Origin of the sequence: Streptococcus oralis (genome assembly GCF_964238205.1) — a bacterium.
Classification (GTDB): domain Bacteria; phylum Bacillota; class Bacilli; order Lactobacillales; family Streptococcaceae; genus Streptococcus; species Streptococcus oralis_CZ.
Genome location: NZ_CAXSLF010000001.1, coordinates 78,963 through 100,910, shown reverse-complemented (window position 1 = coordinate 100,910; position 21,948 = coordinate 78,963). Strand labels below are relative to the sequence as shown.

Below are 21,948 nucleotides of genomic sequence, written 5' to 3'. Positions count from 1 at the left end.
TATAGCATTTTCTAGGGAAATAGAGCTAGAAATATCCGTATGATACTAATAGATTCAAAGGAGTAAAATCATGGGAATGATTGCCAATTATCAATATTTACCAGACGATAAATTAAAACAAATAAAAGGTCTTTCCAATCAAGGAGATGACTTGTTAGATTTTGCTGAGGATTCCGTTGATAGTCATGATATCTTACTAGATATTGACAAAATGTGGGATGCCTTGGTCTTTGTCATGACTGGATTTAGTAGTTCAGAATTTTTGGATGACAATCCCTTGAGAGAAGCTGTTTTAGGGGTGACTCCTCTAGAGGATGTATCTGAATATATTGCTTATACTGAAAAATCGAGAATTGCGGCTATCAGTCAAGCTTTAGAAGAATTTGATATGGACAAGGCTTTGAAAGACTTTAGTATGGAAGCATGTAAGAAGGCTGACTTGTATCCTAATATTTGGGATTATCTTGAGGAAGAGGAAGAAATCAAGGATGAAATCCGAATCAGCTTTGTAAATATGAAAGAGTTTTACAAAAAGATTCTGGAGCTCAATGGAAATGTCTTGGTCACTATTTGTTAAAGTTTTTATATTCCATTAGAAAGGTAGTCCCATGAATCCATTTCTAGAAAAGTATATTACTTTAAAAAAGCAATACCTGGAACAAGATGGAAATTCTTCCAGTGTCGCGGCCCTTTATGATTTGGCTGATGAATTAGCTAAGTTTGAGGATTTAGAAGCTAAGAAAGTCTTAGTTGACCTCTATGAACAATTGGATCTCTACACTAGTGCCTATAGCTTATTTACCGAAATCTTAGACAAACCTGATCGAAAACAGATAAAGAAACTGAGTCGTTTACAAGAAATGAGTCAGAGTCATGGCGATCGTTTTGCACTTCCTCGTTCTCTAAGAAAAGAAGAGAAGAAGCATAGGCAGAAGCTATTACAGTCTTTGCCACATTTTATCTATCATCCAGATCCCTTGGCTACAGGTTCATTTATTGAAGGAGAAGCCAAGCTTTGTCCATCTTGTGGGAAAGAAAGCAATATTTATTATGACTTGACCCCTTATTGTATCGAGGATATAGAATACCTTTGCCCATTGTGCATTGCAAACGGTCAAGCAGCTAAAAAATTCGATGCAGAATTTATCCAAGATGCCGAGTGGCAGGGAGAATTGGATCCAGAAAAGAATCAGTTGCTTTTTTGTCAGACCCCAGGCTACTCTAGTTGGCAGGGAGAATATTGGCTTTCTTGTTGCCAAGATTATTGTGCTTACTTGGGTACAGTTGGAACTCGAGAATTGAAGGATATGGGAATCGCTGAGCAAGTCTTGGCAGACTATGAAGCGCGTGAAGAATATCAAGATATTGAAGAATACTTGGTTAAGGATGGCTCTCTTTGCGGCTACCTTTTCAGATGCCTCCACTGTCAAAAATACCAGATTTGGGTTGATGCAGATTAAATCGAAATGTGATTAGCTATGAAAATTAAAGAGAAAACTATGGAAGAACTAGAATTATTCGAAGCTGCCTCCAAAGATTTATTTGATACTATGCAGGGATTTAAAGACAATCTATCTGTTCAATTTCCCCTATTAGATAGTGATAACTGGCAGTATGATAAGGGATCGATAAAAGTTTGTAAGGCTGATGAGTCAGGATTCAAAAAAAGATGTAGGGTCGGAATCAGCTACAACTTGAAAGTCTCCCTATTAAACGAAGATGCCGAGCAAATCTGGTTACTGTTTAAAGACTGGTTCAATACTAGCAGATTGGGTCAAGTTGAAAGAAATCCTAATAATGAGGATTTGGGAAGATATGTCTTCTCAGCAAGTTCTCCTCTAGGTGATCAGGTAGATTGTTCGATTTATTTGCCTAATGAGTGGAATATCCCTCAGATTAGCTTTTCAGGCTATCTAACAGCTCGTTATAGGGCTTGTGATCTTGAGAAATTGCAAGAATAAGATGGAGGTTTTTAGAGATGAGAAAGATTGATTGGGACAAGATAAAGACTCGCTTAGATGCCTTGCTAGTCATTGACGAATATCTGACAGATCCGAGTGAGGATTGGCTTAGACTCGTGATTAAGACTGAGGAAGACTATGGAGTCCGCTATCTTATTGATAATGGCTCTGGTGATTCTTTAGATGTGATTTTGACTGATAAAATGATCCTTATAAAAGGCTTTGATCATGAAAGTAGTTTAAGCCAGTTTGCTGCTGACGAGTGGAATCAAGACGTCATTGATAGTTTTTATAAAGGACTGGATGAAAAGTATCTCCTACTTTATTCAGAAGACCAAAAAGATGAAACAACCTTCTTTATCTGGTATGACAGTCATGAGCATCAATACACTTACCAAGATCAGGATGGTGGTGAATGGTTGCTTTCTTACCTTTTTGATAGCTTTGAGAGATTTCATGAGTTTGTGACTGACTATTATGAAATTACCGTAGATAAAGATTTACTTCGAAAACTCTACATGGATGGACAACTTTCAGACCTAGAATTAAAGCAATTAATCCAAGATGATTAAGAGGCTTATTATGAGAGTGAACTATAAAAATACCCCTGAAAAATATCAAACTCTGGCAGAAATAATCATCCCACCCTTGCTTAATTTACTCAAAAGTTTAACCTTGTTAGAAGAGGAAATTTTTGAGCGTAACAGAGCACTGGATAAGGAAAAAGAAGGCCTTGGTATCCCAGCAAATCAAGTTCATCCCAAGTGGAATGAACTTATGGATGACTATTTTCAGAGGCAAATGCAACTTCTAACTGGACGAGTGACTCAAAAATACTTGGAAGGAGGAGTTCGGAATTCTTATGGCTCACCAAGTGAGTATAACTATGTTCAAACGAATGATTTTTCTGTCGATTTTATCATGACAAAAGCTGAAGAAGCAAGAGTCATCACCCATTATCAAGAAGCTTTAGAAATGAAGCATCAGTTTGTACTTAGATTGGTGGATGGAAATTGGTTGCTTGACCAGAAATTCTACGGTTTTGAGGATGAGGAAACCTGGTATCTCGACTCACTTTGAGCAAGATAGCTTTGCTTCCCAACTGATATGAAAAAAAGGAGAAGTCCTATGAAATTTTTGAAAAATCTATTTTCTAGTAAGAAAGAAAAGTCAGAGAAGAAAAAGACCCTTACCTTGTCCATGCCCCTCTTCAAAGGCAAGCAGGCTTATTCTTTAGACCAGGTCGTTCAGGATTTAAAATCTCACTGGGGGCTTGAAATTTCTGAAGTTTCTGGGGATGATTCTAGTGCAACCTTTGTGATTGATGGTGCTCTCGTTGCTTTGGCATTGATGGATCTTCCCATCCCAAGTCAAGAATTTGAAGAATTGTATGTCTATTCTTACCTCTGGCAGGATGTTGAGAAGGAAACACAGGAGCACACACAACACGCCATTGTTTCTATTTTGTCTGACAATCTTTCTCCAGTAGAAACTTATTCCTTATTGACTAAAGTTAATGCCTCTATCCTAAAAACAAGTCAATCAGCTATTGGTATTTATCAGGGTTCTACCACCTTGCTCTTGCCCAAAGATCTTTATCTGGACTTAGCTGATCTTTTGAAAGAAGAACTGCTTCCCCTTCAACTCTGGATTTATATGGGAATTATCAACCAGGGAGATAAAACTAGTATTTACACTTATGGTTTGAAAGAGTTTGGAAAAACTGAGATTGAAATTATCGACTCCCCTATGGATAGCGACGACTTATATTATTTCCTCTTGTCTATTCTTCAGTATGTTTTAGGCAGTGATGTCACCTTGAAGGACGGTGAAACCATTGGCTTTTCAGAAGATCAAAAAATCAAAATCACTAAGTCAAAAGCTGTCTATTTGGAAGGCAATTCCTTGAAATTAGATGTTTAGACCATGATTTATATTTGAGTGTCCTTCCTAGATTGAGGTTTTTATGAAGCGTAATATAAAAAAGTATTATCTCTACCGATTTCTGGCCTTTAGATTTGAAAAACTCTCTTGTAAGAATCCAAGTCTCAAGGAAATAAAACCAGAGAAGAGAGAAAAAATCGTTCTAGAGGCTACTCGAACTAGTCAAAAGATTATTCTAGTCCTTGGAATTCTTTATGTTTTGCTAAATTCTGCTACGTTCATTTACCTTAGGGCTAGTGATTTTCAAAATCCCTTATTGACTTGGTTTACTGACTACATCGACTATTTAGGGGTAATGATAAACGGAGAATGGGGCGGTAGTTGGCGTCAAAAGAAAGCTAGTTTTTTGATGATTGCTCTACTGGCTTTGCCCATTGTGGTCATAGAAGGTGGCCCCTTCTTCTTGCTGGTCTTATTGATTGGGAATTGGGTGCTAAAGAGAAAGATAAGATTTGAGAGAGAACATAAAGGAGTAGAGAGCCATGGCTAGAACGGCGATAATAGGTACTTTAATAGTTTTTGCAATCTTTAATCTGCTACTCGGTCTGGGCTTTTATCTCTTTCTAAAAAAGAGGAGAGAGAACGGGCAGTCATTGTACGAAACCCCTGTAAATCAACAAACTCGAACAGAAAAATTGGGTCTAGGTGAGATTTTGGTCTACCTGTCCCTGATTGCAATCGCCGGGATCTTTGCTTTTCAGACCTTAAATAGAGGTGGTGTTGGGAATTCTATTTTAGCCAAAATGATCCTTCTACCTGCTCTAATGGCGCTTTTCAATGCAAGAAAAAGGACTGGAAAGTCTTTACTTGCCCTCCTTATACCCTTTATGGTCTTTCTGGTAGGAGTCATGTTTAATCTCACGATTGGTTTGCCACCTCAAGCACCAATTTTGCAAATTAATGAAAGTAAAATCATTTTAGCAGAAACTAAAGCCAGTGAGCTGATGGATGCTGGATTTGACATCTATGTAAGACAGGGCGATGGTGCTAGCGACTACGAAGAGCTCTTGACAGAGGGAAGTTTCCAAAAGTATCCAGGCGATAAAACAGTCACTATCGAAAAAGGCTTCAAACTTGATAGCAATGCAGTCCCTTATGCTCCCTATCTCCTGACAAAAGATGGCATAGTACTGGGCAGTATTTCCTTTTATGGTGCCGAGGACCAGGATGTGGCTTTAGAAGATTCTAAGATTATTCAGGTTCGATTTAACAAGGAAAGTATTGAGGCAGCTAAAGAACATTCTATAATTTTGAAATTGGATGAACTCGACTTGACTAGTCGACTGGATGTTCCACTTGTTCAAGAAACTTTTAAAAAGCATCTATGGTCAATCCCCCCATCACATACAAGTGATGTCACTCAATTGTGGTATGGATTACAGTGGTCAAGTAACAGTGACTCTCTATTTTGGAATGAGTATTATAGCCTCATACGTCTGGATGAAAATTATATGATGACCGATTTTGAACTAGCTTGCCAAATAGCGAAAGATGAGTAAATAGGATTTTGAATAGTTGATTATGCTTACGATTCATTAAAGGAACTAATCTATATTTTTAGTTTCTTTTTTTGTTTTTTGATTTAAATTTAAAACGATTTCCATTTTTAAGTTAAATAAATTTCACGAACAAAAAAATGAATTTATTTAAAAAAGTTTCTAAAAATACTTTACAAGTCTCTGAAAACATGATATAGTAATGAAGCTTAGAAAATGAGATGATGTTTTCTAGCAAATATAAACCCGAGTAAAAAATGCCTACGGACAGGCAGGGTTGAATGCCGAAGCGTGGTTGAAAAGCCACATTATTGATAGGGTTAAAAGCCTACTTTTATAAGTTGATGTTAGAACACTAGTTCTAATTCGTATACATTTGTTAGTGTGGTGAAAGCACACGTCATCTTGTGAAACGATCAATAAAGTACGTAATATTTGCTACTAGAGAGTTAGGAAACATCAGGAACAGACATACTCAAAAGAAACAAACATAAACACGTCAGTAGATTGTAGAGCAGGTGTCAACCTGCTCTTTTTTCATAAGTATCCTTTAGAGCCTTACACAAGGTGAAAAAACTACGATAAAGGAGTATGTCTTTATAATGTTAAATCAAAACCAAGCTCCCATCTATGAGGGACTGGTCAAGTTACGAAAGAAAAGAATTGTACCATTTGATGTACCTGGTCACAAACGTGGCCGTGGAAATCCAGAGTTAGTAGAACTCTTAGGGGAAAAATGTGTTGGTATCGATGTCAATTCTATGAAGCCCTTGGACAATCTAGGACATCCCATTTCGATTATTAGAGAAGCGGAAGAGTTAGCGGCAGAAGCATTTGGGGCTGCTCATGCCTTTTTAATGATTGGTGGGACAACATCATCTGTTCAAACCATGATTCTTTCCACTTGTAAAGCTGGAGATAAGATTATTCTTCCGCGCAACGTACATAAATCAGCTATCAACGCCCTTGTTTTGTGTGGTGCTATCCCCATCTATATCGAGATGAGTGTGGAACCTAAAATCGGTATTGCTTTGGGGCTTGAAAATGATCGTGTGGCGCAAGCGATTAAGGACCATCCGGATGCTAAGGCTATCCTAATTAACAACCCAACCTACTATGGGATTTGTTCAGATCTTAAGGGTTTAACAGAGATGGCACACGCTGCAGGAATGAAAGTCTTAGTAGATGAAGCCCACGGTGCTCATCTGCACTTTACAGATAAACTTCCTCTGTCTGCTATGGATGCAGGAGCAGATATGTCGGCTGTATCCATGCATAAATCTGGTGGCAGCTTGACTCAAAGTTCGCTTCTTTTAGTTGGCAATCAGATGAATCCTGAGTACGTACGTCAGATTATTAATCTGACACAGTCAACATCAGCATCCTACTTGCTAATGTCTAGTCTAGATGTTTCTCGTAGAAACTTAGCCCTTCGTGGTAAGGAGTCCTTTGAGAAAGTTATTGAGTTATCTGAGTATGCTCGTCGTGAAATCAATGCCATCGGTGGCTACTATGCCTATTCAAAAGAGTTAGTAGATGGCGTGACCGTTTGTGATTTTGACGTGACCAAGCTGTCAGTCTACACTCAGGGAATTGGTTTAACAGGTATTGAAGTTTATGACCTCTTACGTGATGAATATGACATTCAGATTGAGTTTGGTGATATTGGCAATATCTTGGCCTACATTTCGATTGGGGACCGTATCCAAGATATTGAACGCTTGGTTGGTGCTCTGGCTGACATCAAGAGACTTTACTCAAGAGATGGGAAGGACTTGATTGCTGGAGAATATATCCAGCCTGAGTTGGTGCTATCTCCTCAGGAAGCCTTCTATGCAGATAGAAGAAGCTTAACATTAGACGAGTCCATTGGCCAGGTATGTGGGGAATTTGTCATGTGTTATCCTCCAGGAATTCCAATCCTAGCGCCAGGTGAACGGATTACACGAGAAATTGTCGATTATATCAAATTTGCTAAAGAACGTGGTTGTTCCCTCCAAGGAACGGAAGATCCAGAGGTCAACCACATTAATGTCATTGAGAGAAAGGAGAACTAAATGGATTTATGGTTTTCTGAAGTTCATACTCCAGATGTGAAATTGTCTCTTAGAACTGCTAAACAACTCTATGCTGGAAAAAGTGAGTGGCAGGATATTGAAGTATTAGATACTCCAGCTTTTGGAAAGATTTTGATTTTAAATGGGCATGTCTTGTTCTCAGATGCAGATGACTTTGTCTACAACGAAATGACCGTCCACGTTCCTATGGCTGTCCATCCAAATCCAAAGAAAGTCTTGGTTATTGGGGGTGGTGACGGTGGTGTTGCCCAAGTATTAACTCTCTATCCAGAATTGGAACAAATCGATATTGTAGAACCAGATGAGATGCTGGTTGAGGTTTGCCGAGAATATTTTCCAGATTTTGCTGCAGGACTTGATGACCCTCGCGTCACCATTTACTACCAAAATGGACTGAGATTTTTGAGAAACTGTGAAGATGATTATGACATTATCATTAACGATGCGACAGATCCATTTGGCCATACGGAAGGGCTCTTTACCAAGGAATTTTACGGCAATAGTTATAGGGCTCTCAAAGAAGACGGTATCATGATTTACCAGCATGGTAGCCCCTTCTTTGACGAAGATGAGTCTGCTTGTCGAAGCATGCATCGCAAGGTCAATCAAGCCTTTCCAATTAGCCGAGTTTATCAGGCACATATCCCTACCAGTCCTGCTGGCTATTGGTTATTTGGATTTGCATCGAAAAAATATCACCCTGTCAAAGATTTTGACAAGGAAGGCTGGAAAAAACGCCAGCTTTTCACAGAATACTACACTGCAAACCTACATATTGGTGCCTTTATGTTGCCTAAGTATGTAGAAGACATTTTAGAAGAAGAGGAAGGAAAAAAATGAGTCGTTTACTAGTTATTGGATGTGGGGGCGTTGCCCAAGTTGCTATTTCAAAGATTTGTCAAGATAGCGAAACTTTTAAAGAAATTATGATTGCTAGCCGTACCAAGTCAAAATGTGATGACTTGAAGGCTAAATTAGAAGGCAAAACAAATACTAAGATTGAGACAGCTGCTCTTGATGCTGACAAGGTAGAAGAAGTGATTGCCTTGATTGAAAGCTACAAACCAGAAGCTGTTTTGAACGTAGCTTTGCCTTATCAAGACTTGACCATCATGGATGCTTGTTTGGCTACAGGTGTGCACTATATTGACACAGCTAACTACGAGGCTGAGGATACAGAAGACCCTGAATGGCGTGCTATTTATGAGAAACGTTGCAAAGAACTTGGATTTACAGCTTACTTTGACTACTCATGGCAGTGGGCTTACCAAGAAAAATTCAAGGAAGCAGGCTTGACAGCTCTTCTTGGTTCTGGTTTTGACCCAGGTGTAACCAGCGTCTTTTCAGCTTATGCACTCAAACATTACTTTGACGAAATCCACTATATCGACATTTTGGACTGTAATGGTGGTGACCACGGTTATCCATTTGCGACAAACTTTAACCCAGAAATCAATCTACGTGAGGTTTCTGCACCAGGTTCTTACTGGGAAGATGGAAAATGGGTAGAAGTCGAAGCTATGTCTATCAAGCGTGAATATGATTTCCCTCAAGTTGGACAAAAAGACATGTATCTCCTCCACCATGAAGAAATCGAATCATTGGCCAAAAACATCCCAGGTGTTAAACGCATTCGTTTCTTTATGACTTTTGGCCAATCTTATCTAACGCACATGAAATGCTTGGAAAACGTTGGTCTCCTTCGTACGGATGCTATTAATTTTAACGGACAAGAAATCGTACCAATCCAATTCTTGAAAGCCTTGCTTCCAGATCCTGCAAGCCTTGGCCCACGTACTGTTGGTAAAACTAATATTGGATGTATCTTTACAGGTGTCAAAGATGGCGTTGAAAAGACAATCTACATTTACAATGTTTGCGACCATCAGGAATGCTACGCAGAAGTTGGTTCACAAGCCATTTCTTATACAACGGGTGTTCCAGCTATGATTGGGACAAAATTAGTGATGGATGGCACTTGGAAACAACCAGGAGTTTATAACCTTGAAGAGTTGGATCCAGACCCATTCATGGAAGCTTTAAATAAATACGGTTTGCCATGGGTTGTGGTTGAAGATCCACAAATGGTGGACTAATGAAGTTAGAACAAGTACCAACGCCAGCCTATGTTATTGATTTAGCAAAACTAGAAGAAAATTGTAGCATTCTACAAGAGGTTCAAGAAAAAGCCGGCTGTAAGGTTTTGCTAGCTCAAAAGGCTTATTCTCTCTATAAAACCTATCCCCTAATTAGCCAGTATCTATCAGGTACGACAGCTAGTGGACTCTATGAAGCGAAGTTAGCTAGAGAAGAGTTTCCGGGGGAAGTCCATGTATTTGCGCCTGCTTTCAAGGAATCAGATATGGAAGAGCTACTGCAAATATCTGATCATATTGATTTTAACTCAGAGAGACAACTTCGAAAGTATGGTCAACGTTGTCGTGAGGCTGGTATCAGTGTGGGTCTTCGCATCAATCCTCAATGTTCAACGCAGGGTGACCACGCGCTTTATGATCCTTGTGCTCCTGGCTCTCGTTTTGGAGTGACTTCAGACAAGATACCAAGTGATTTATTGGAGTTGGTTGACGGACTTCATTTTCATACCCTCTGTGAGCAAGGGGCAGATGATTTACAAACGACTTTGAAAGCAGTAGAAGACCAGTTTGGAGCCTATTTGCACCAAGTTAAATGGCTCAATATGGGTGGTGGTCATCATATTACGAGAGATGACTATGATGTGGACTTACTGATTTCTGAGATTAAACGCATTCGAGAAACTTATAACCTTGACGTCTACATTGAACCTGGAGAAGCCATTGCCCTTAATGCGGGCTATCTAGCGACAGAAGTCCTGGATATTGTTGAAAACGGGATTGAGACCTTGGTGCTAGACGCCTCGGCAAGTTGTCATATGCCAGATGTCCTTGAGATGCCTTATCGCCCCCCATTGAGAGATGGATTTGAAGCGCAAGAAAAACCTTATACTTATAGACTCTCTTCAAATACTTGCCTGACAGGGGATATCATTGGGGATTACAGCTTCGAAAAACCGATTGAAATCGGTGATCGCCTCTATTTTGAAGACATGGCAATCTACTCCTTTGTCAAAAACAATACCTTTAATGGCATTGGGCTTCCAAGTTTGTATCTCATGAATAAAGAGGGTGAGTGCAGTCTAGTCAAAGCCTTTGGCTACCAAGACTTTAAGGAGAGATTATCATGATGGACAGCCCAAAGAAATTAGGTTATCGTATGCCTGCAGAGTATGAACCCCATCATGGGACTCTCATGATATGGCCTACTCGACCAGGGTCTTGGCCATTTGAAGGCAAGGCCGCTAAAGCTGCTTTTAGCCAGATTATCAAAACGATTGCTCAGGGGGAAACAGTCTACCTTTTGGTTGAGGAGGACTATCTATCTGAAGCACAATCTTATCTTGGAGACAAGGTTGTTTATCTAGATATTCAGACAAATGATGCCTGGGCACGTGATACTGGTCCAACTATTCTCCTCAATGATAAAAGAGAAAAGTTGGCGGTAGATTGGTCTTTCAATGCCTGGGGTGGTGCTGTTGACGGTCTTTACCAAGATTATGAAGCAGATGACCAAGTAGCCAGCAGCTTTGCAGAAGTCTTAGATATACCTGTTTATGATGCCAAACCTTTTGTAATGGAAGGCGGAGCTATTCATAGTGACGGTCAAGGTACCATTCTTGTCACAGAAAGCTGCTTGCTCAGTCCGGGTCGTAATCCTCACCTGACTAAAGAACAGATTGAAAAGATATTATTAGAAAGCCTTGGTGCCGAAAAAGTCATTTGGTTGCCTTACGGTATTTATCAAGACGAGACAAATGAACACGTCGATAATGTTGCAGCCTTTGTTGGTCCTGCAGAAGTTGTTTTAGCTTGGACGGACGACCAAGACGATCCTCAGTATGCCATGTCTGCAGCAGATCTAGCTCTTTTAGAGAAGGAAACTGATGCAAAAGGCCGGAGTTTCACTATTCATAAACTTCCAATCCCAGCTATTCATCAAGTAGTTACAGAAGAAGATTTGCCGGGATATACATATGAAGAAGGCGAAGAGGAGCGTTATGCAGGTGAAAGACTAGCAGCTTCCTATGTGAATTTTTATATCGCCAATAAATCTGTCTTGGTACCACAATTTCAGGATGTAAACGATCAAGTGGCCTTGGATATTCTGAGCCAGTGTTTTCCAGACCGTGAAGTTGTAGGAATTCCTGCAAGAGATATTCTTTTAGGTGGTGGAAATATCCACTGTATTACCCAACAAATTCCAGAATAGGAGAAAAAGATGAGAAATGTAACGGTTGCAGCTATTCAGATGCAATGCGCTAAGGATGTGGAAACCAATATCCAAACAGCTGAACGCTTAGTTCGACAAGCTGCAGACAAAGGAGCCCAGATCATTCTTTTACCAGAATTATTTGAACGTCCCTATTTCTGTCAGGAGCGTCAGTATGACTACTACCAGTATGCCCAGTCGGTATCAGAAAATACGGCTATTCAGCATTTCAAAGTGATTGCCAAGGAGCTAAAGGTCGTTTTACCGATCAGTTTCTATGAAAAAGATGGTAATGTCTTGTACAATTCTATTGCTGTCATTGATGCAGATGGAGAAGTACTAGGAGTTTATCGTAAAACTCATATACCAGATGACCATTATTATCAGGAGAAATTCTTCTTTACTCCTGGAAATACTGGTTTCAAGGTCTGGGACACTCGCTATGCTAAGATTGGTATTGGCATCTGTTGGGACCAATGGTTCCCAGAAACAGCCCGTTGCCTTGCACTAAATGGTGCAGAATTACTCTTTTATCCAACAGCCATTGGTTCGGAGCCGATTTTGGATACAGATAGTTGTGGTCATTGGCAACGTACCATGCAAGGACACTCAGCAGCTAATATTGTGCCAGTTATTGCTGCTAATCGTTATGGTTTGGAAAAAGTCACTCCTTGTGAAGAAAATGGGGGGCAAAGTTCCAGTCTTAACTTCTATGGTTCATCCTTTATGACCGATGAAACAGGAGCTATCTTGACCCAAGCAGAACGACAAGGCGAAGCTATCTTGTTAACAACTTATGACCTGGACAAGGGAGCAAGTGAACGCCTAAATTGGGGTCTGTTTAGAGACAGAAGACCAGATATGTATAAAGATATTGTGAGATAATTGTTTGTATTTTTAGTTTAGGTAATTATCGTTCTAGAATAGATAGGAGTCTTTTAATGAATCAAGCTTGGGAATTATTATTTGAGGGAAAAATTAATGAAGCTAAGCAATTAGTTCAAGCAGAGTTTTGCCTAGCAACTTGTAAAGATTACAGTCTTTTAAACTTGATGGGCTATATCTATTTGTACGAAAAAAAGTATGAACACTGTTTAGAGGTTTACCAACGTTATCTCCACTTGGCTATTACAGAAAAGGATCGTGAAAATGAACATGTCGCGTATCATCAATTGGCCATGGTCTATCGTGAAATGAATGATTTTCAGACAGCTCTTAGCTATATCGAAAAAGAGCGAGAAGTTATTGAACGAGATTTTTCAGGGGATTCTCTCAAAAATTCTGTTAATGACTATGAGCAAGGTTATTTACGATTAAAGTTAGATCAACTAGTTGAAGCGGAGTTTTATATGCAGCAGTCGCTAGACTCAGCCTTAAAGACAGATGATCTTATTGCTCAAGCCTGCGCTTATAGAGGATTGGGAGAGATTTATCGAAAACTTGATTCGAGTAAATCCTATGATTATTTTAGTCACGCTATTAAACTCTTCGACAAGGCGGGAGATGAGATCGGAGCGGATGAAGTCAGAGCTTTAATAGTTAATAAAAAGTCTGAGACAAAATAGTTCTCAGATACAAAAAAGCTAGAGGTTCCCAATTGTTGAACTCTAGCTTTTTTCTGTAGATACTATAGTAATTTTTGATAAAGTAAATGATAAAATGGACTTTGTGTTAGCAAGGATAAAAGAGACTGGAAAAATCTCAATCAATTTTTCCTTGAAGAATTAAGTCGTGGCTGAGGTTAGATATGGGAAAATGGACATGTAGATGTGGTCAAGCAATGAACGACCACCAAGCGCCTGATCCAAATGCTTATTCGGTTTATTCGGATAAGTTCTTAGCAGAAATTTCTCAAGCTGAATTATTTTAAATGATATTCTGTCATTGTAATTACGGTAATTATTTATTATAATACGCCAGAGGAGGAAATCAGATGGTAGTAAAAATAAGAAAACAAGGAAATTCAAACACCATTACCATTCCAAGTGAATTCAATATTCCAAGTGGTGTTAAATACGAAGCAAAATTGTTACCAAGTGGTGAAATTATCTTTACTCCCGAAGAGTCTGGACATCAGAATTCTTATGTATCTGATGATGCCTTTGACTTAAATTTGGACAAAATCTTTGATGAATACGATGATGTTTTCAAAGCTTTGGTGGAAAAATGACAGTCTATCTTACAGAAAGGCAAATTGAGAAAATCAATGCTTTATCAATTGAACGTTATCCACCTAATGAAAAAATTCAGACGGTTAGTCCTTCTGCCTTAAATATGATTGTCAATTTACCAGAACAATTTGTTTTTGGCAAACCTCTTTATCCAACAATTTTTGATAAGGCAACGATACTATTGGTCCAATTGATCAAGAAGCATGTTTTTGCCAATGCTAAAAAACGAACTGCTTTCTTCGTTTTGGTGAAATTTCTACAGTTGAATGGTTATCGTTTTTCTGTAACAGTTGAAGAAGCGGTCGATATGTGTGTTACTATCGCAGTAGAATCTTTAACAGATGAACGGTTAGCTGGCTACACCAAATGGATCTCAGAACATTCATTTATTGCTAATGGCAAAAATTAAGCTTGGATGTTTAAATCCTAAAAGTAAAAATATAGATAAACAGACAGTATTAGAATTCTGTAATGCAGAAAACTAATCTTTTGAATACGTCAAACATTCAACCTTACTAAACAAGAAAAAGTAGCCAACTCAGGCTACTTTTTAAAATTCTTTATAAACATAAGGATTCTCTGGTTTATCGACTTTTACAAAGGATTGAATCTCAAGAGTTGGGAGGACTTGATTGAGTTCTTTGTGATAGCGATTGCTAATCTTACCTTTGACTCTCACCCAAGTGCTATTCTCATAATGGTTGATACTTCCTGTAGTCAAGAGGCCAAAAACTCCTGAATCAGCGATACAGTGCATAATACCAAAGCGAAAGACAAATTGGCTATCGCTGTGACTGGGATCGTTGTAAACAAAGCCGATAAACTCGATTTCCTTACTGTCAAATTCATTTGGATAATCATAGATAGCTTCCATGACTTCCAAGTAATTCTCATCGGTGATAACAATACTAGATTGAGCTAAGTATTTATCAGCAATCTTACGAACAGTGTCTACATAAGCTGTGTGTGAATAAAACCTACTGGTATCCGGCTTAAGATACTGACTGCTCGTACCTTCGCTTGCTTGGATTGCCTTGTCCGTTCCTTCTGACAGAGGGAAATAATAGCCTTTTGCAGATACAGTTTGTGAGTCTAGTGCAACAGTTGGAAAGGCAAATCCAACTAACAAAGGTAAACTTAGGAGGACAAAACTAGCAAGCTTGGCAGAAAACTTGTGTAAGTGACTGTGTTCTTTCAAACGCTTGAAGCAAATATAGGCTTGAACAATGGCTAGCAAGAAAGACAACACCATTGTTATATAAGCCAGATAAGAGTAGTGGAGGTTTAGATACTGATTGAGCTTACCTGATAGGTGCAAATAAAGGGTTAAGACAAAATAACTCATCAAAATAAGAAATCGTATCATAGCATCACCCCGACTAGATAAGAATAGACAAGAACAACAAGAGTCACAATGGTCATGTACTGCCAAATAAAGCAAGTTTTAAGATAATTCTTCATCATGAGTAAGTTCTTGACATCAAGCATTGGTCCAATAACCAGAAATGCAAGGACTGGCGCAAATCCGAAACTAGAGAGCAACGAAGAGCCAATAAAGGCATCCGCTTCACTACAAAGTGATAGAAGGAAGGATAAGACCATCAAGAGAACGATTGCAAGTAGAGGTGTTGCGCTGATAGAAGTCAGGATCCGGGTTGGTACATATACTTGGACTATACTTGCAAAAAGACAGCCAAAAACCAAGTAACGCCCCATATCAAAGAATTCATCAATAGCTTGGATAAAGACCTGAAGAAGTTTCTGACCTTTGGTCAGGTGAGAAAAATCATGTTCATGACAAGCCAATCTATTTTCCTTTTGAATCGATCCTTCCCAGAAAAATCCAAGTAAGATACCCAATATAGTAGCAACAAGAATCGAACCTAAAGCGCGGAGTAAGACCATTTTAAATGAATTACCAAAGGCTGAATAAGTTGCAAAAAGTACGATGGGATTGATGATAGGAGCGGTTACTAGAAATGGAACAGCTGTATAGCTTGGAACCTTCTTCTCCAAGAAACGGTTGATGATAGGGACAATTCCACACTCACAAGAGGGAAAGAGAAACCCTATAAATGTACCAAAAAAGATCCTCCCCAAACGATTTTTAGGGAGAAATCTATATACTTTTTCAGGAGTCACATAGACTTCAATAGCACCTGAGATAATGCTACCAATTAAGACAAAGGGTAGGGCTTCAATGATGATTGATAAAAAGATAGCGCCAGCTTGTAACACACTAGAAGGTAGACTTTGAAAGAGTGTCATCTATTTTTTCTTTTCTGCTTTATCTTTCTTTTCTTTGTCATCTGGAAAAGCTACTTGCTTTAAATCAGGTAGTTTAGCGAACTCTTCGAACATCTTATCTAAGTCATCAGTTTTTGTAAATTTAACAGCCATAAGGCATACCTCGATTCTTATTGTTTCCTCTATTATACTATTATTTCAGCCAAAAGGTTTAATTTTAAATTGACAAGACAAATGAATTTTTATCTTCAACAAATACCAATCTAACTGTGACATTAATGAAAACAAGCTTTCTTCCTTATGGTATAATAGTTTCATGGATAAAAAATATGAAAAAATTTCCCAAGATTTGGGTGTAAGCTTAAAGCAAATTGATACGGTCTTGTCTTTGACAGCAGAAGGAGCAACCATTCCCTTTATCGCTCGTTATCGGAAAGACATGACTGGTAGTTTGGATGAGGTGGCTATTAAAGCTATTATCGACCTTGATAAAAGTCTTACCAACCTCAATGACCGTAAGGAAGCAGTTTTAGCAAAAATCAAAGAGCAAGGTAAGTTGACCAAAGAGTTAGAAGAAGCCATTTTAGCTGCTGAAAAACTAGCGGATGTTGAAGAACTCTATCTTCCTTATAAAGAAAAACGCCGCACCAAGGCAACGATTGCGCGTGAGGCGGGACTCTTCCCACTTGCTCGTCTAATCCTACAGAATGTTTCTGATCTAGAAAAGGAAGCAGAAGCATTTGTATGTGAAGGATTCGAGACTCCACAAGATGCTTTAGCAGGTGCAGTTGATATTTTGGTTGAAGCTCTCTCTGAGGATGTCAACTTGCGTTCAATGACTTATCAAGAGGTTCTTAGACATTCTAAAATTACATCTCAACTTAAAGACGAAACTCTAGATGAAAAGCAAGTCTTTCAGATTTATTACGATTTCTCAGAGACGGTTGCTAACATGCAGGGATATCGTACTCTTGCCCTTAATCGTGGTGAGAAGTTAGGCATCTTGAAGATTGGTTTTGAGCATGCAGTTGAACGTATTCAATCCTTCTTTGCTGCTCGTTTTAAGGTTAAAAATGCCTATATTGAAGAAGTTATTCAGCAATCTGTTAAGAAGAAGGTACTGCCAGCTATCGAGCGTCGTATCCGAACAGAATTAACTGAGAAGGCAGAAGAAGGAGCTATTCAACTCTTCTCAGAAAACCTCCGTAATCTTCTTTTGGTAGCACCTCTTAAGGGGCGCGTGGTTCTTGGATTTGACCCTGCCTTTCGTACAGGTGCCAAGCTTGCGGTCGTTGATGCGACTGGGAAAATGTTGACGACACAAGTCATTTATCCAGTTAAACCAGCTTCAGATCGTCAGATTGAAGAAGCTAAGCGTGATTTGGCAGATTTGATTGGCCAATACGGTGTTGAAATCATAGCTATCGGAAATGGAACTGCCAGTCGTGAAAGTGAAGCTTTTGTCGCCGAAGTGCTCAAAGATTTTCCAGAAGTTAGCTATGTCATTGTCAATGAAAGTGGTGCGTCTGTCTACTCCGCTAGTGAACTTGCCCGTCAGGAGTTTCCAGAGTTAACTGTTGAAAAACGCTCTGCTATCTCTATTGCTCGCCGTTTGCAAGATCCCCTTGCTGAATTGGTTAAAATTGACCCTAAATCCATCGGTGTTGGCCAGTATCAGCACGATGTTAGTCAGAAAAAACTATCTGAGAGTCTGGACTTTGTTGTTGATACAGTCGTTAACCAAGTCGGTGTCAATGTCAATACTGCCAGTCCAGCCTTACTTTCCCATGTTGCAGGGCTTAACAAAACAATCTCTGAAAATATCGTTAAGTATCGTGAAGAAGAAGGTAAAATCACTTCACGCGCCCAAATCAAAAAAGTCCCTCGCTTGGGAGCAAAAGCTTTTGAGCAGGCTGCAGGTTTCCTTCGTATCCCTGAAAGTAGCAATATCCTTGACAATACAGGAGTTCACCCTGAAAACTATACTGCGGTCAAGGAACTCTTCAAACGCTTGGATATTAAAGACCTAACTAAAGAAGCGCAAGCAAAACTCAAATCTGTTTCTATCAAAGAAATGGCTCAAGAGCTAGAACTCGGTCAAGAAACACTTAAAGATATTATCGCTGACCTTCTCAAACCAGGACGTGATTTCCGTGATTCTTTTGATGCTCCAGTCCTTCGTCAGGATGTCTTGGATATCAAAGACTTACAAGTTGGCCAAAAGCTTGAGGGAGTTGTGCGCAACGTCGTTGACTTCGGTGCCTTTGTTGATATCGGTATCCATGAGGATGGTCTCATTCATATCTCTCACATGAGCAAGAAATTTATCAAACATCCAAGTCAAGTAGTATCTGTCGGCGATTTGGTAACCGTTTGGGTTAAGAAAATCGATGCTGACCGAGAAAAAGTGAATCTGTCGCTTCTTGCACCAAATGAATCTAACTGATTACGTTAAACAGGTCTCTTTAGAGGATTTTGGAAAACCTTTCAAACACCAAGCTCAATGGAATACTCGTCTACGGTCGACAGGTGGACGATTTTTCCCAAAAGATGGTCATTTGGATTTCAATCCCAAAGTATATCAAGAACTTGGTTTAGAGGTTTTTCGTAAAATTGTTCGTCATGAGCTCTGCCATTACCATCTTTACTTTGAAGGCAAGGGCTATCAGCATAAAGATTTAGCCTTTAAGCAACTTTTAAAAGAGGTAGATGGGCTCCGCTTTGTTCCTCCCTTATCAAGTTCCAATCAAAAACCAAGCTTAGTCTATGCTTGTCAGTCTTGTCAGCAAATCTATCAAAGAAAGCGAAAAATCGATACCAAGCGTTATCGTTGTGGTCTCTGTCGTGGAAAGCTCCTCTTGTTAAATCGGCCTAAGGACTGATGTAGTAAATTTAGCTTAGTGCTATACTAAGATTAAGAAATCCGAAAGAGGAATAAATTATGAATACAAAATTTTATAAAATGAGAAGAAATCGTATGGTATCAGGTGTACTTGCAGGTCTATCTGATAAGTGGAATCTTGATGTAACCCTAGTTCGTTTCCTTTTTGCAATCTTTACAATCGCAAACTTTGGACTCGGAATCATCATCTACATTATCTTAGCTTCGATCCTACCAACAAAAGAAGACATCGAAGCTGAAATGTATGGAACAGGCCCACGCAAGATCAAAGAAGCCCAACCTATCAATGATGACGAAGGTTGGTTTTGGTAAAATAAATAATAAGCTAATTCTATATTGGATTAGCTTTTTTTATGATTGTTAAACTGACAGATAAAATGTTATAATATATTAAAAATGATTAGTTAGGATTTTATCATGGCAAACGAAAACGATTTGTTTGAATTACAATTATCTGACCTTGATATTGATTATGAAGAATTACTTCAATTAGAAAGTTCTTTAGAGAATAATCTTAAAGATGTTATTGAAAATATAGATCAACTTGATATTGATAGAGAAAAATTACAAAACAACGAATATCTTCAAGAATCTATTGAGAATATTGTTTGGGAACAAGTACAGCTTCAACTAGCTGCCCAAATAGGTGAAGAGTTTATTAAAGATAACAATGGTCAAACTCTAGATTTGCGAAAAGAAGCTCATATTCAAACTGCTGAAAATTTTGAAAAAGGTAAATTTATTACTCATAATGCAGATAGAAGTATCTATGAGAAGAGATATAATGAATGGCAAGAAAAATTTGAGAGAGATGAATTCGGAAATATTCGAACACATACAACTCGTTCAGGTAAAATGGTGAATACCATAAAAAAAGATGCCAGAAAATTTTTAGATGAAAATAGGCCAAGAGGTTCAAAAGAAAAAGGAACTCAAATGGATCACACAGTCTCTGCTGGAGAGATTATACGTGATCCAAAAGCCAATGCCTTTATGGATAAAGAACAACAATATGCTTTCGCAAATAGCAAAGCTAATCTTAACGAAATAAGGAGTGAAATTAATCAAGCGAAGGGTGATCAATCTACAACTGAATTATTAGATAATCCAAATTCTAAAGGGCAATATGCTAAAGAAGTCCATAATATTAGTTCAAAAGAAGAGAAACAGTTAAGAGAGAAAGATAAAGAGGCACGCGAGGAATACGATAGAGTAAGAGATGAAGCTGAGAAGCGAGCTATTCAATCTGGTAAAAAGTCACGACGTGATGAGGCGTTAAAAGTTTCCGGAAAAGCTTTAAAAGCAGCACTTTTACAGTTACTTTCAGAATTTTTGCGAGAGTTAATTAAAAAATTTATATCTTGGCTTAAAGATACAGAGAGAAACTTATCGACTTTTATTGAAAAGATAAAAGAGGCCATCATTTCATTTGTAAACAACTTATCCAATCACTTATTAAACGTTGGTAAATCTGTAGTTACAATGATTGCTTCTGCGATAGTTGGACCTGTAATTAATACTTTTCTTAAAGCTTGGACATTTATACACCAAGGTTGGAAATCGCTAAAAGAAGCTATTGATTATCTAAATAATCCGGACACTAAAGAAAAAAGTGTTCAGATTATGATTTTAGAAGTTGGAAAAATTGTTGTTGCTGGTTTATCGGCTACTGGGGCAATTGTACTAGGAGAAACTTTAGGAGCTTCTCTCACAGCTAGTTTTCCAGTCCTAGCTATTTCAATACCACTTTTGGGAACTATCGGTGGCCTGATTGGAACTTTTATGGGAGCAACTTTATCTGGAATAATTGGCGCTTTTGTATTAAAAATGATTGATCAGCAAATTGTTGATAAACAAATTGCGGACCTAAGTTCTAAAAAAATTGATCAAAAAAATGAAATGCTAGTTATCCAAGACCATTTGTTAGACGTAAAAAATATTAAATTAGAAGTTGAAAAAAATACAATCATTAATACCATTAAAGAAAGACATGATATAGCTGCGACTATGATGAAAGAAAAACTATCCGATATTTTTTCTGAGTCTACGACAGACGATAAAAGTGACTTTGATGAGATAGATGCATTATTACAAGAATTATTAGATTAGGGAGATTAATATGGAACAAGAAGTAATTGAACAAGAACAGGAAAAATTTGAAATAAATATTAGCCAACATGATTTTGATGAAGCAAAAGAGCATCTGAAAGAGTTTGCTGAACAGAGTCAAGATGAGTTGTATTTTGATAAGGTTAAAACTCACGATGATTTCTTTGGTTTTGAGTTTGCTGAACATGGAGTAAACGGGAGAGAGTTTAATACTTTAGTTGAACAAACTCAAAATTACATTTCAAAATTTTATGATAATCAACAAAAACTAATTGAAGAATTTGGTCAAGTCTATAAAGCTTTAGAGGCACTAGATAAAGATTATATTCAAGCCATTCTTTCTTCAGTAGCTGCAATTGAAATTACAAATAAAAAGATATTAAAAGAGCAAGCTCGAATTGAAAAAACTATTGAGAATCAAAAAGCAACGCTTGTAGCTCTTAAGCAATTTAAAGAGAAATTCAATGAAGATAATAAGAAAGATTTAATTGAGGAACATGAGGAACGAATTTCTAAAATAGACGATAGAATCGTAAGCTTAGAGAATACAGTAAGCACGCTTCCTTTGGAACCTGTCTCTCATACTGCTGAGATTGAAGAGCTCAGAAAAGAGTTGAAAGAAAGTAAACAACAAATTCAATTTATTTCTAATCGCCTCCTTACAGTTTTTATCGTATCCGGAGTATCGATTGGAATGTTAGTTATTGCTTTACTTTTTATGTTTTTGAGGTAAAT

At 38.2% G+C, this 21,948-nt stretch carries 26 protein-coding genes; 23 read left to right on the top strand and 3 right to left on the bottom strand.

Features of this window, described 5'->3' with window-relative positions:
* Positions 1–70: 70 nt before the first annotated feature.
* The 18 genes from ACESOD_RS00510 (at position 71) to ACESOD_RS00425 (ending at position 14,364) form a co-directional block, all read left to right on the top strand.
* Positions 71–577 carry a YfbM family protein gene (locus tag ACESOD_RS00510; protein WP_373093372.1) on the top strand — a complete coding sequence of 169 codons (507 nt, stop codon included), beginning with the start codon at positions 71–73 and terminating at the stop codon, positions 575–577.
* A 31-nt stretch (positions 578–608) separates the two neighbouring features.
* Complete coding sequence (locus ACESOD_RS00505; RefSeq protein WP_373093370.1) at positions 609–1,460, top strand: CbrC family protein; 852 nt, start codon at positions 609–611, stop codon at positions 1,458–1,460.
* A gap of 18 nt (positions 1,461–1,478) precedes the next feature.
* Positions 1,479–1,961, top strand: coding sequence for a hypothetical protein (locus ACESOD_RS00500; RefSeq protein WP_373093368.1), 483 nt, complete (start codon positions 1,479–1,481; stop codon positions 1,959–1,961).
* A 17-nt stretch (positions 1,962–1,978) separates the two neighbouring features.
* Complete coding sequence (locus tag ACESOD_RS00495; RefSeq protein WP_373093367.1) at positions 1,979–2,533, top strand: hypothetical protein; 555 nt, start codon at positions 1,979–1,981, stop codon at positions 2,531–2,533.
* Positions 2,534–2,543: 10 nt separating this feature from the next.
* Complete coding sequence (locus ACESOD_RS00490; protein WP_373093366.1) at positions 2,544–3,041, top strand: hypothetical protein; 498 nt, start codon at positions 2,544–2,546, stop codon at positions 3,039–3,041.
* A gap of 48 nt (positions 3,042–3,089) precedes the next feature.
* Positions 3,090–3,884 carry a DUF4261 domain-containing protein gene (locus tag ACESOD_RS00485; protein ID WP_373093365.1) on the top strand — a complete coding sequence of 265 codons (795 nt, stop codon included), beginning with the start codon at positions 3,090–3,092 and terminating at the stop codon, positions 3,882–3,884.
* 43 nt (positions 3,885–3,927) lie between these two features.
* Positions 3,928–4,395, top strand: a complete 468-nt coding sequence (locus tag ACESOD_RS00480; RefSeq protein WP_373093364.1) for a hypothetical protein — start codon at positions 3,928–3,930, stop codon at positions 4,393–4,395.
* Complete coding sequence (locus ACESOD_RS00475) at positions 4,388–5,404, top strand: hypothetical protein (RefSeq protein ID WP_373093363.1); 1,017 nt, start codon at positions 4,388–4,390, stop codon at positions 5,402–5,404. The genes ACESOD_RS00480 and ACESOD_RS00475 overlap by 8 nt, the downstream gene beginning before the upstream one ends.
* 599 nt (positions 5,405–6,003) lie before the next feature.
* Positions 6,004–7,458 carry an aminotransferase class I/II-fold pyridoxal phosphate-dependent enzyme gene (locus ACESOD_RS00470; protein WP_373093361.1) on the top strand — a complete coding sequence of 485 codons (1,455 nt, stop codon included), beginning with the start codon at positions 6,004–6,006 and terminating at the stop codon, positions 7,456–7,458.
* Positions 7,459–8,319 carry a polyamine aminopropyltransferase gene (speE, locus tag ACESOD_RS00465; RefSeq protein ID WP_049504668.1) on the top strand — a complete coding sequence of 287 codons (861 nt, stop codon included), beginning with the start codon at positions 7,459–7,461 and terminating at the stop codon, positions 8,317–8,319. It abuts the gene before it with no gap.
* Positions 8,316–9,575 (top strand): saccharopine dehydrogenase family protein, encoded by a 1,260-nt coding sequence (locus ACESOD_RS00460; RefSeq protein WP_373093359.1) that lies wholly within the window; start codon positions 8,316–8,318, stop codon positions 9,573–9,575. Before speE ends, ACESOD_RS00460 begins: the two co-directional genes overlap by 4 nt.
* On the top strand, positions 9,575–10,702 hold the full coding sequence (gene nspC / locus ACESOD_RS00455) for a carboxynorspermidine decarboxylase (RefSeq protein WP_373093357.1): 1,128 nt from the start codon (positions 9,575–9,577) through the stop codon (positions 10,700–10,702). The genes ACESOD_RS00460 and nspC overlap by 1 nt, the downstream gene beginning before the upstream one ends.
* On the top strand, positions 10,699–11,784 hold the full coding sequence (gene aguA / locus ACESOD_RS00450; RefSeq protein WP_373093356.1) for an agmatine deiminase: 1,086 nt from the start codon (positions 10,699–10,701) through the stop codon (positions 11,782–11,784). Before nspC ends, aguA begins: the two co-directional genes overlap by 4 nt.
* Positions 11,785–11,793: 9 nt before the next feature.
* Positions 11,794–12,669, top strand: a complete 876-nt coding sequence (gene aguB / locus ACESOD_RS00445; protein ID WP_373093355.1) for an N-carbamoylputrescine amidase — start codon at positions 11,794–11,796, stop codon at positions 12,667–12,669.
* Positions 12,670–12,725: 56 nt separating this feature from the next.
* A complete protein-coding gene (locus ACESOD_RS00440; RefSeq protein ID WP_373093354.1) occupies positions 12,726–13,349 on the top strand; it encodes a tetratricopeptide repeat protein in 624 nt (207 codons plus the stop codon).
* Positions 13,350–13,531: 182 nt separating this feature from the next.
* Positions 13,532–13,654, top strand: coding sequence for a hypothetical protein (locus tag ACESOD_RS00435; RefSeq protein ID WP_373094077.1), 123 nt, complete (start codon positions 13,532–13,534; stop codon positions 13,652–13,654).
* A 63-nt stretch (positions 13,655–13,717) separates the two neighbouring features.
* Positions 13,718–13,954 (top strand): AbrB family transcriptional regulator, encoded by a 237-nt coding sequence (locus ACESOD_RS00430; RefSeq protein ID WP_373093353.1) that lies wholly within the window; start codon positions 13,718–13,720, stop codon positions 13,952–13,954.
* Positions 13,951–14,364 carry a type II toxin-antitoxin system death-on-curing family toxin gene (locus tag ACESOD_RS00425; protein WP_373093352.1) on the top strand — a complete coding sequence of 138 codons (414 nt, stop codon included), beginning with the start codon at positions 13,951–13,953 and terminating at the stop codon, positions 14,362–14,364. The genes ACESOD_RS00430 and ACESOD_RS00425 overlap by 4 nt, the downstream gene beginning before the upstream one ends.
* 141 nt (positions 14,365–14,505) lie before the next feature.
* On the opposite strand, the gene ACESOD_RS00420 is transcribed toward ACESOD_RS00425, so the two are convergent.
* The 3 genes from ACESOD_RS00420 to ACESOD_RS00410 are packed head-to-tail and all read right to left on the bottom strand — an operon-like array spanning position 14,506 to position 16,355.
* Positions 14,506–15,321: a TIGR03943 family putative permease subunit gene (locus ACESOD_RS00420; protein WP_373093350.1), complete on the bottom strand. Its 816-nt coding sequence runs from the start codon at positions 15,319–15,321 to the stop codon at positions 14,506–14,508.
* Entirely contained in the window at positions 15,318–16,223 is a 906-nt protein-coding gene (locus ACESOD_RS00415) for a permease (protein ID WP_373093349.1), read from the bottom strand. Before ACESOD_RS00415 ends, ACESOD_RS00420 begins: the two co-directional genes overlap by 4 nt.
* A complete protein-coding gene (locus ACESOD_RS00410) occupies positions 16,224–16,355 on the bottom strand; it encodes an SPJ_0845 family protein (protein WP_153225565.1) in 132 nt (43 codons plus the stop codon).
* Positions 16,356–16,518: 163 nt separating this feature from the next.
* Between ACESOD_RS00410 and ACESOD_RS00405 the strand changes: the two genes are divergently transcribed.
* The 5 genes from ACESOD_RS00405 to ACESOD_RS00385 all read left to right on the top strand — a co-directional run bounded on the left by ACESOD_RS00405 (position 16,519) and on the right by ACESOD_RS00385 (position 21,946).
* On the top strand, positions 16,519–18,648 hold the full coding sequence (locus ACESOD_RS00405; RefSeq protein WP_373093347.1) for a Tex family protein: 2,130 nt from the start codon (positions 16,519–16,521) through the stop codon (positions 18,646–18,648).
* Positions 18,635–19,084 carry a SprT family protein gene (locus ACESOD_RS00400; RefSeq protein ID WP_320692444.1) on the top strand — a complete coding sequence of 150 codons (450 nt, stop codon included), beginning with the start codon at positions 18,635–18,637 and terminating at the stop codon, positions 19,082–19,084. The genes ACESOD_RS00405 and ACESOD_RS00400 overlap by 14 nt, the downstream gene beginning before the upstream one ends.
* A gap of 59 nt (positions 19,085–19,143) precedes the next feature.
* Positions 19,144–19,416 carry a PspC domain-containing protein gene (locus ACESOD_RS00395; protein ID WP_045762960.1) on the top strand — a complete coding sequence of 91 codons (273 nt, stop codon included), beginning with the start codon at positions 19,144–19,146 and terminating at the stop codon, positions 19,414–19,416.
* Between the two features lie 105 nt (positions 19,417–19,521).
* On the top strand, positions 19,522–21,213 hold the full coding sequence (locus ACESOD_RS00390) for a hypothetical protein (RefSeq protein WP_373093345.1): 1,692 nt from the start codon (positions 19,522–19,524) through the stop codon (positions 21,211–21,213).
* 10 nt (positions 21,214–21,223) lie between these two features.
* A complete protein-coding gene (locus ACESOD_RS00385; RefSeq protein WP_373093344.1) occupies positions 21,224–21,946 on the top strand; it encodes a hypothetical protein in 723 nt (240 codons plus the stop codon).
* Positions 21,947–21,948: the final 2 nt, after the last annotated feature.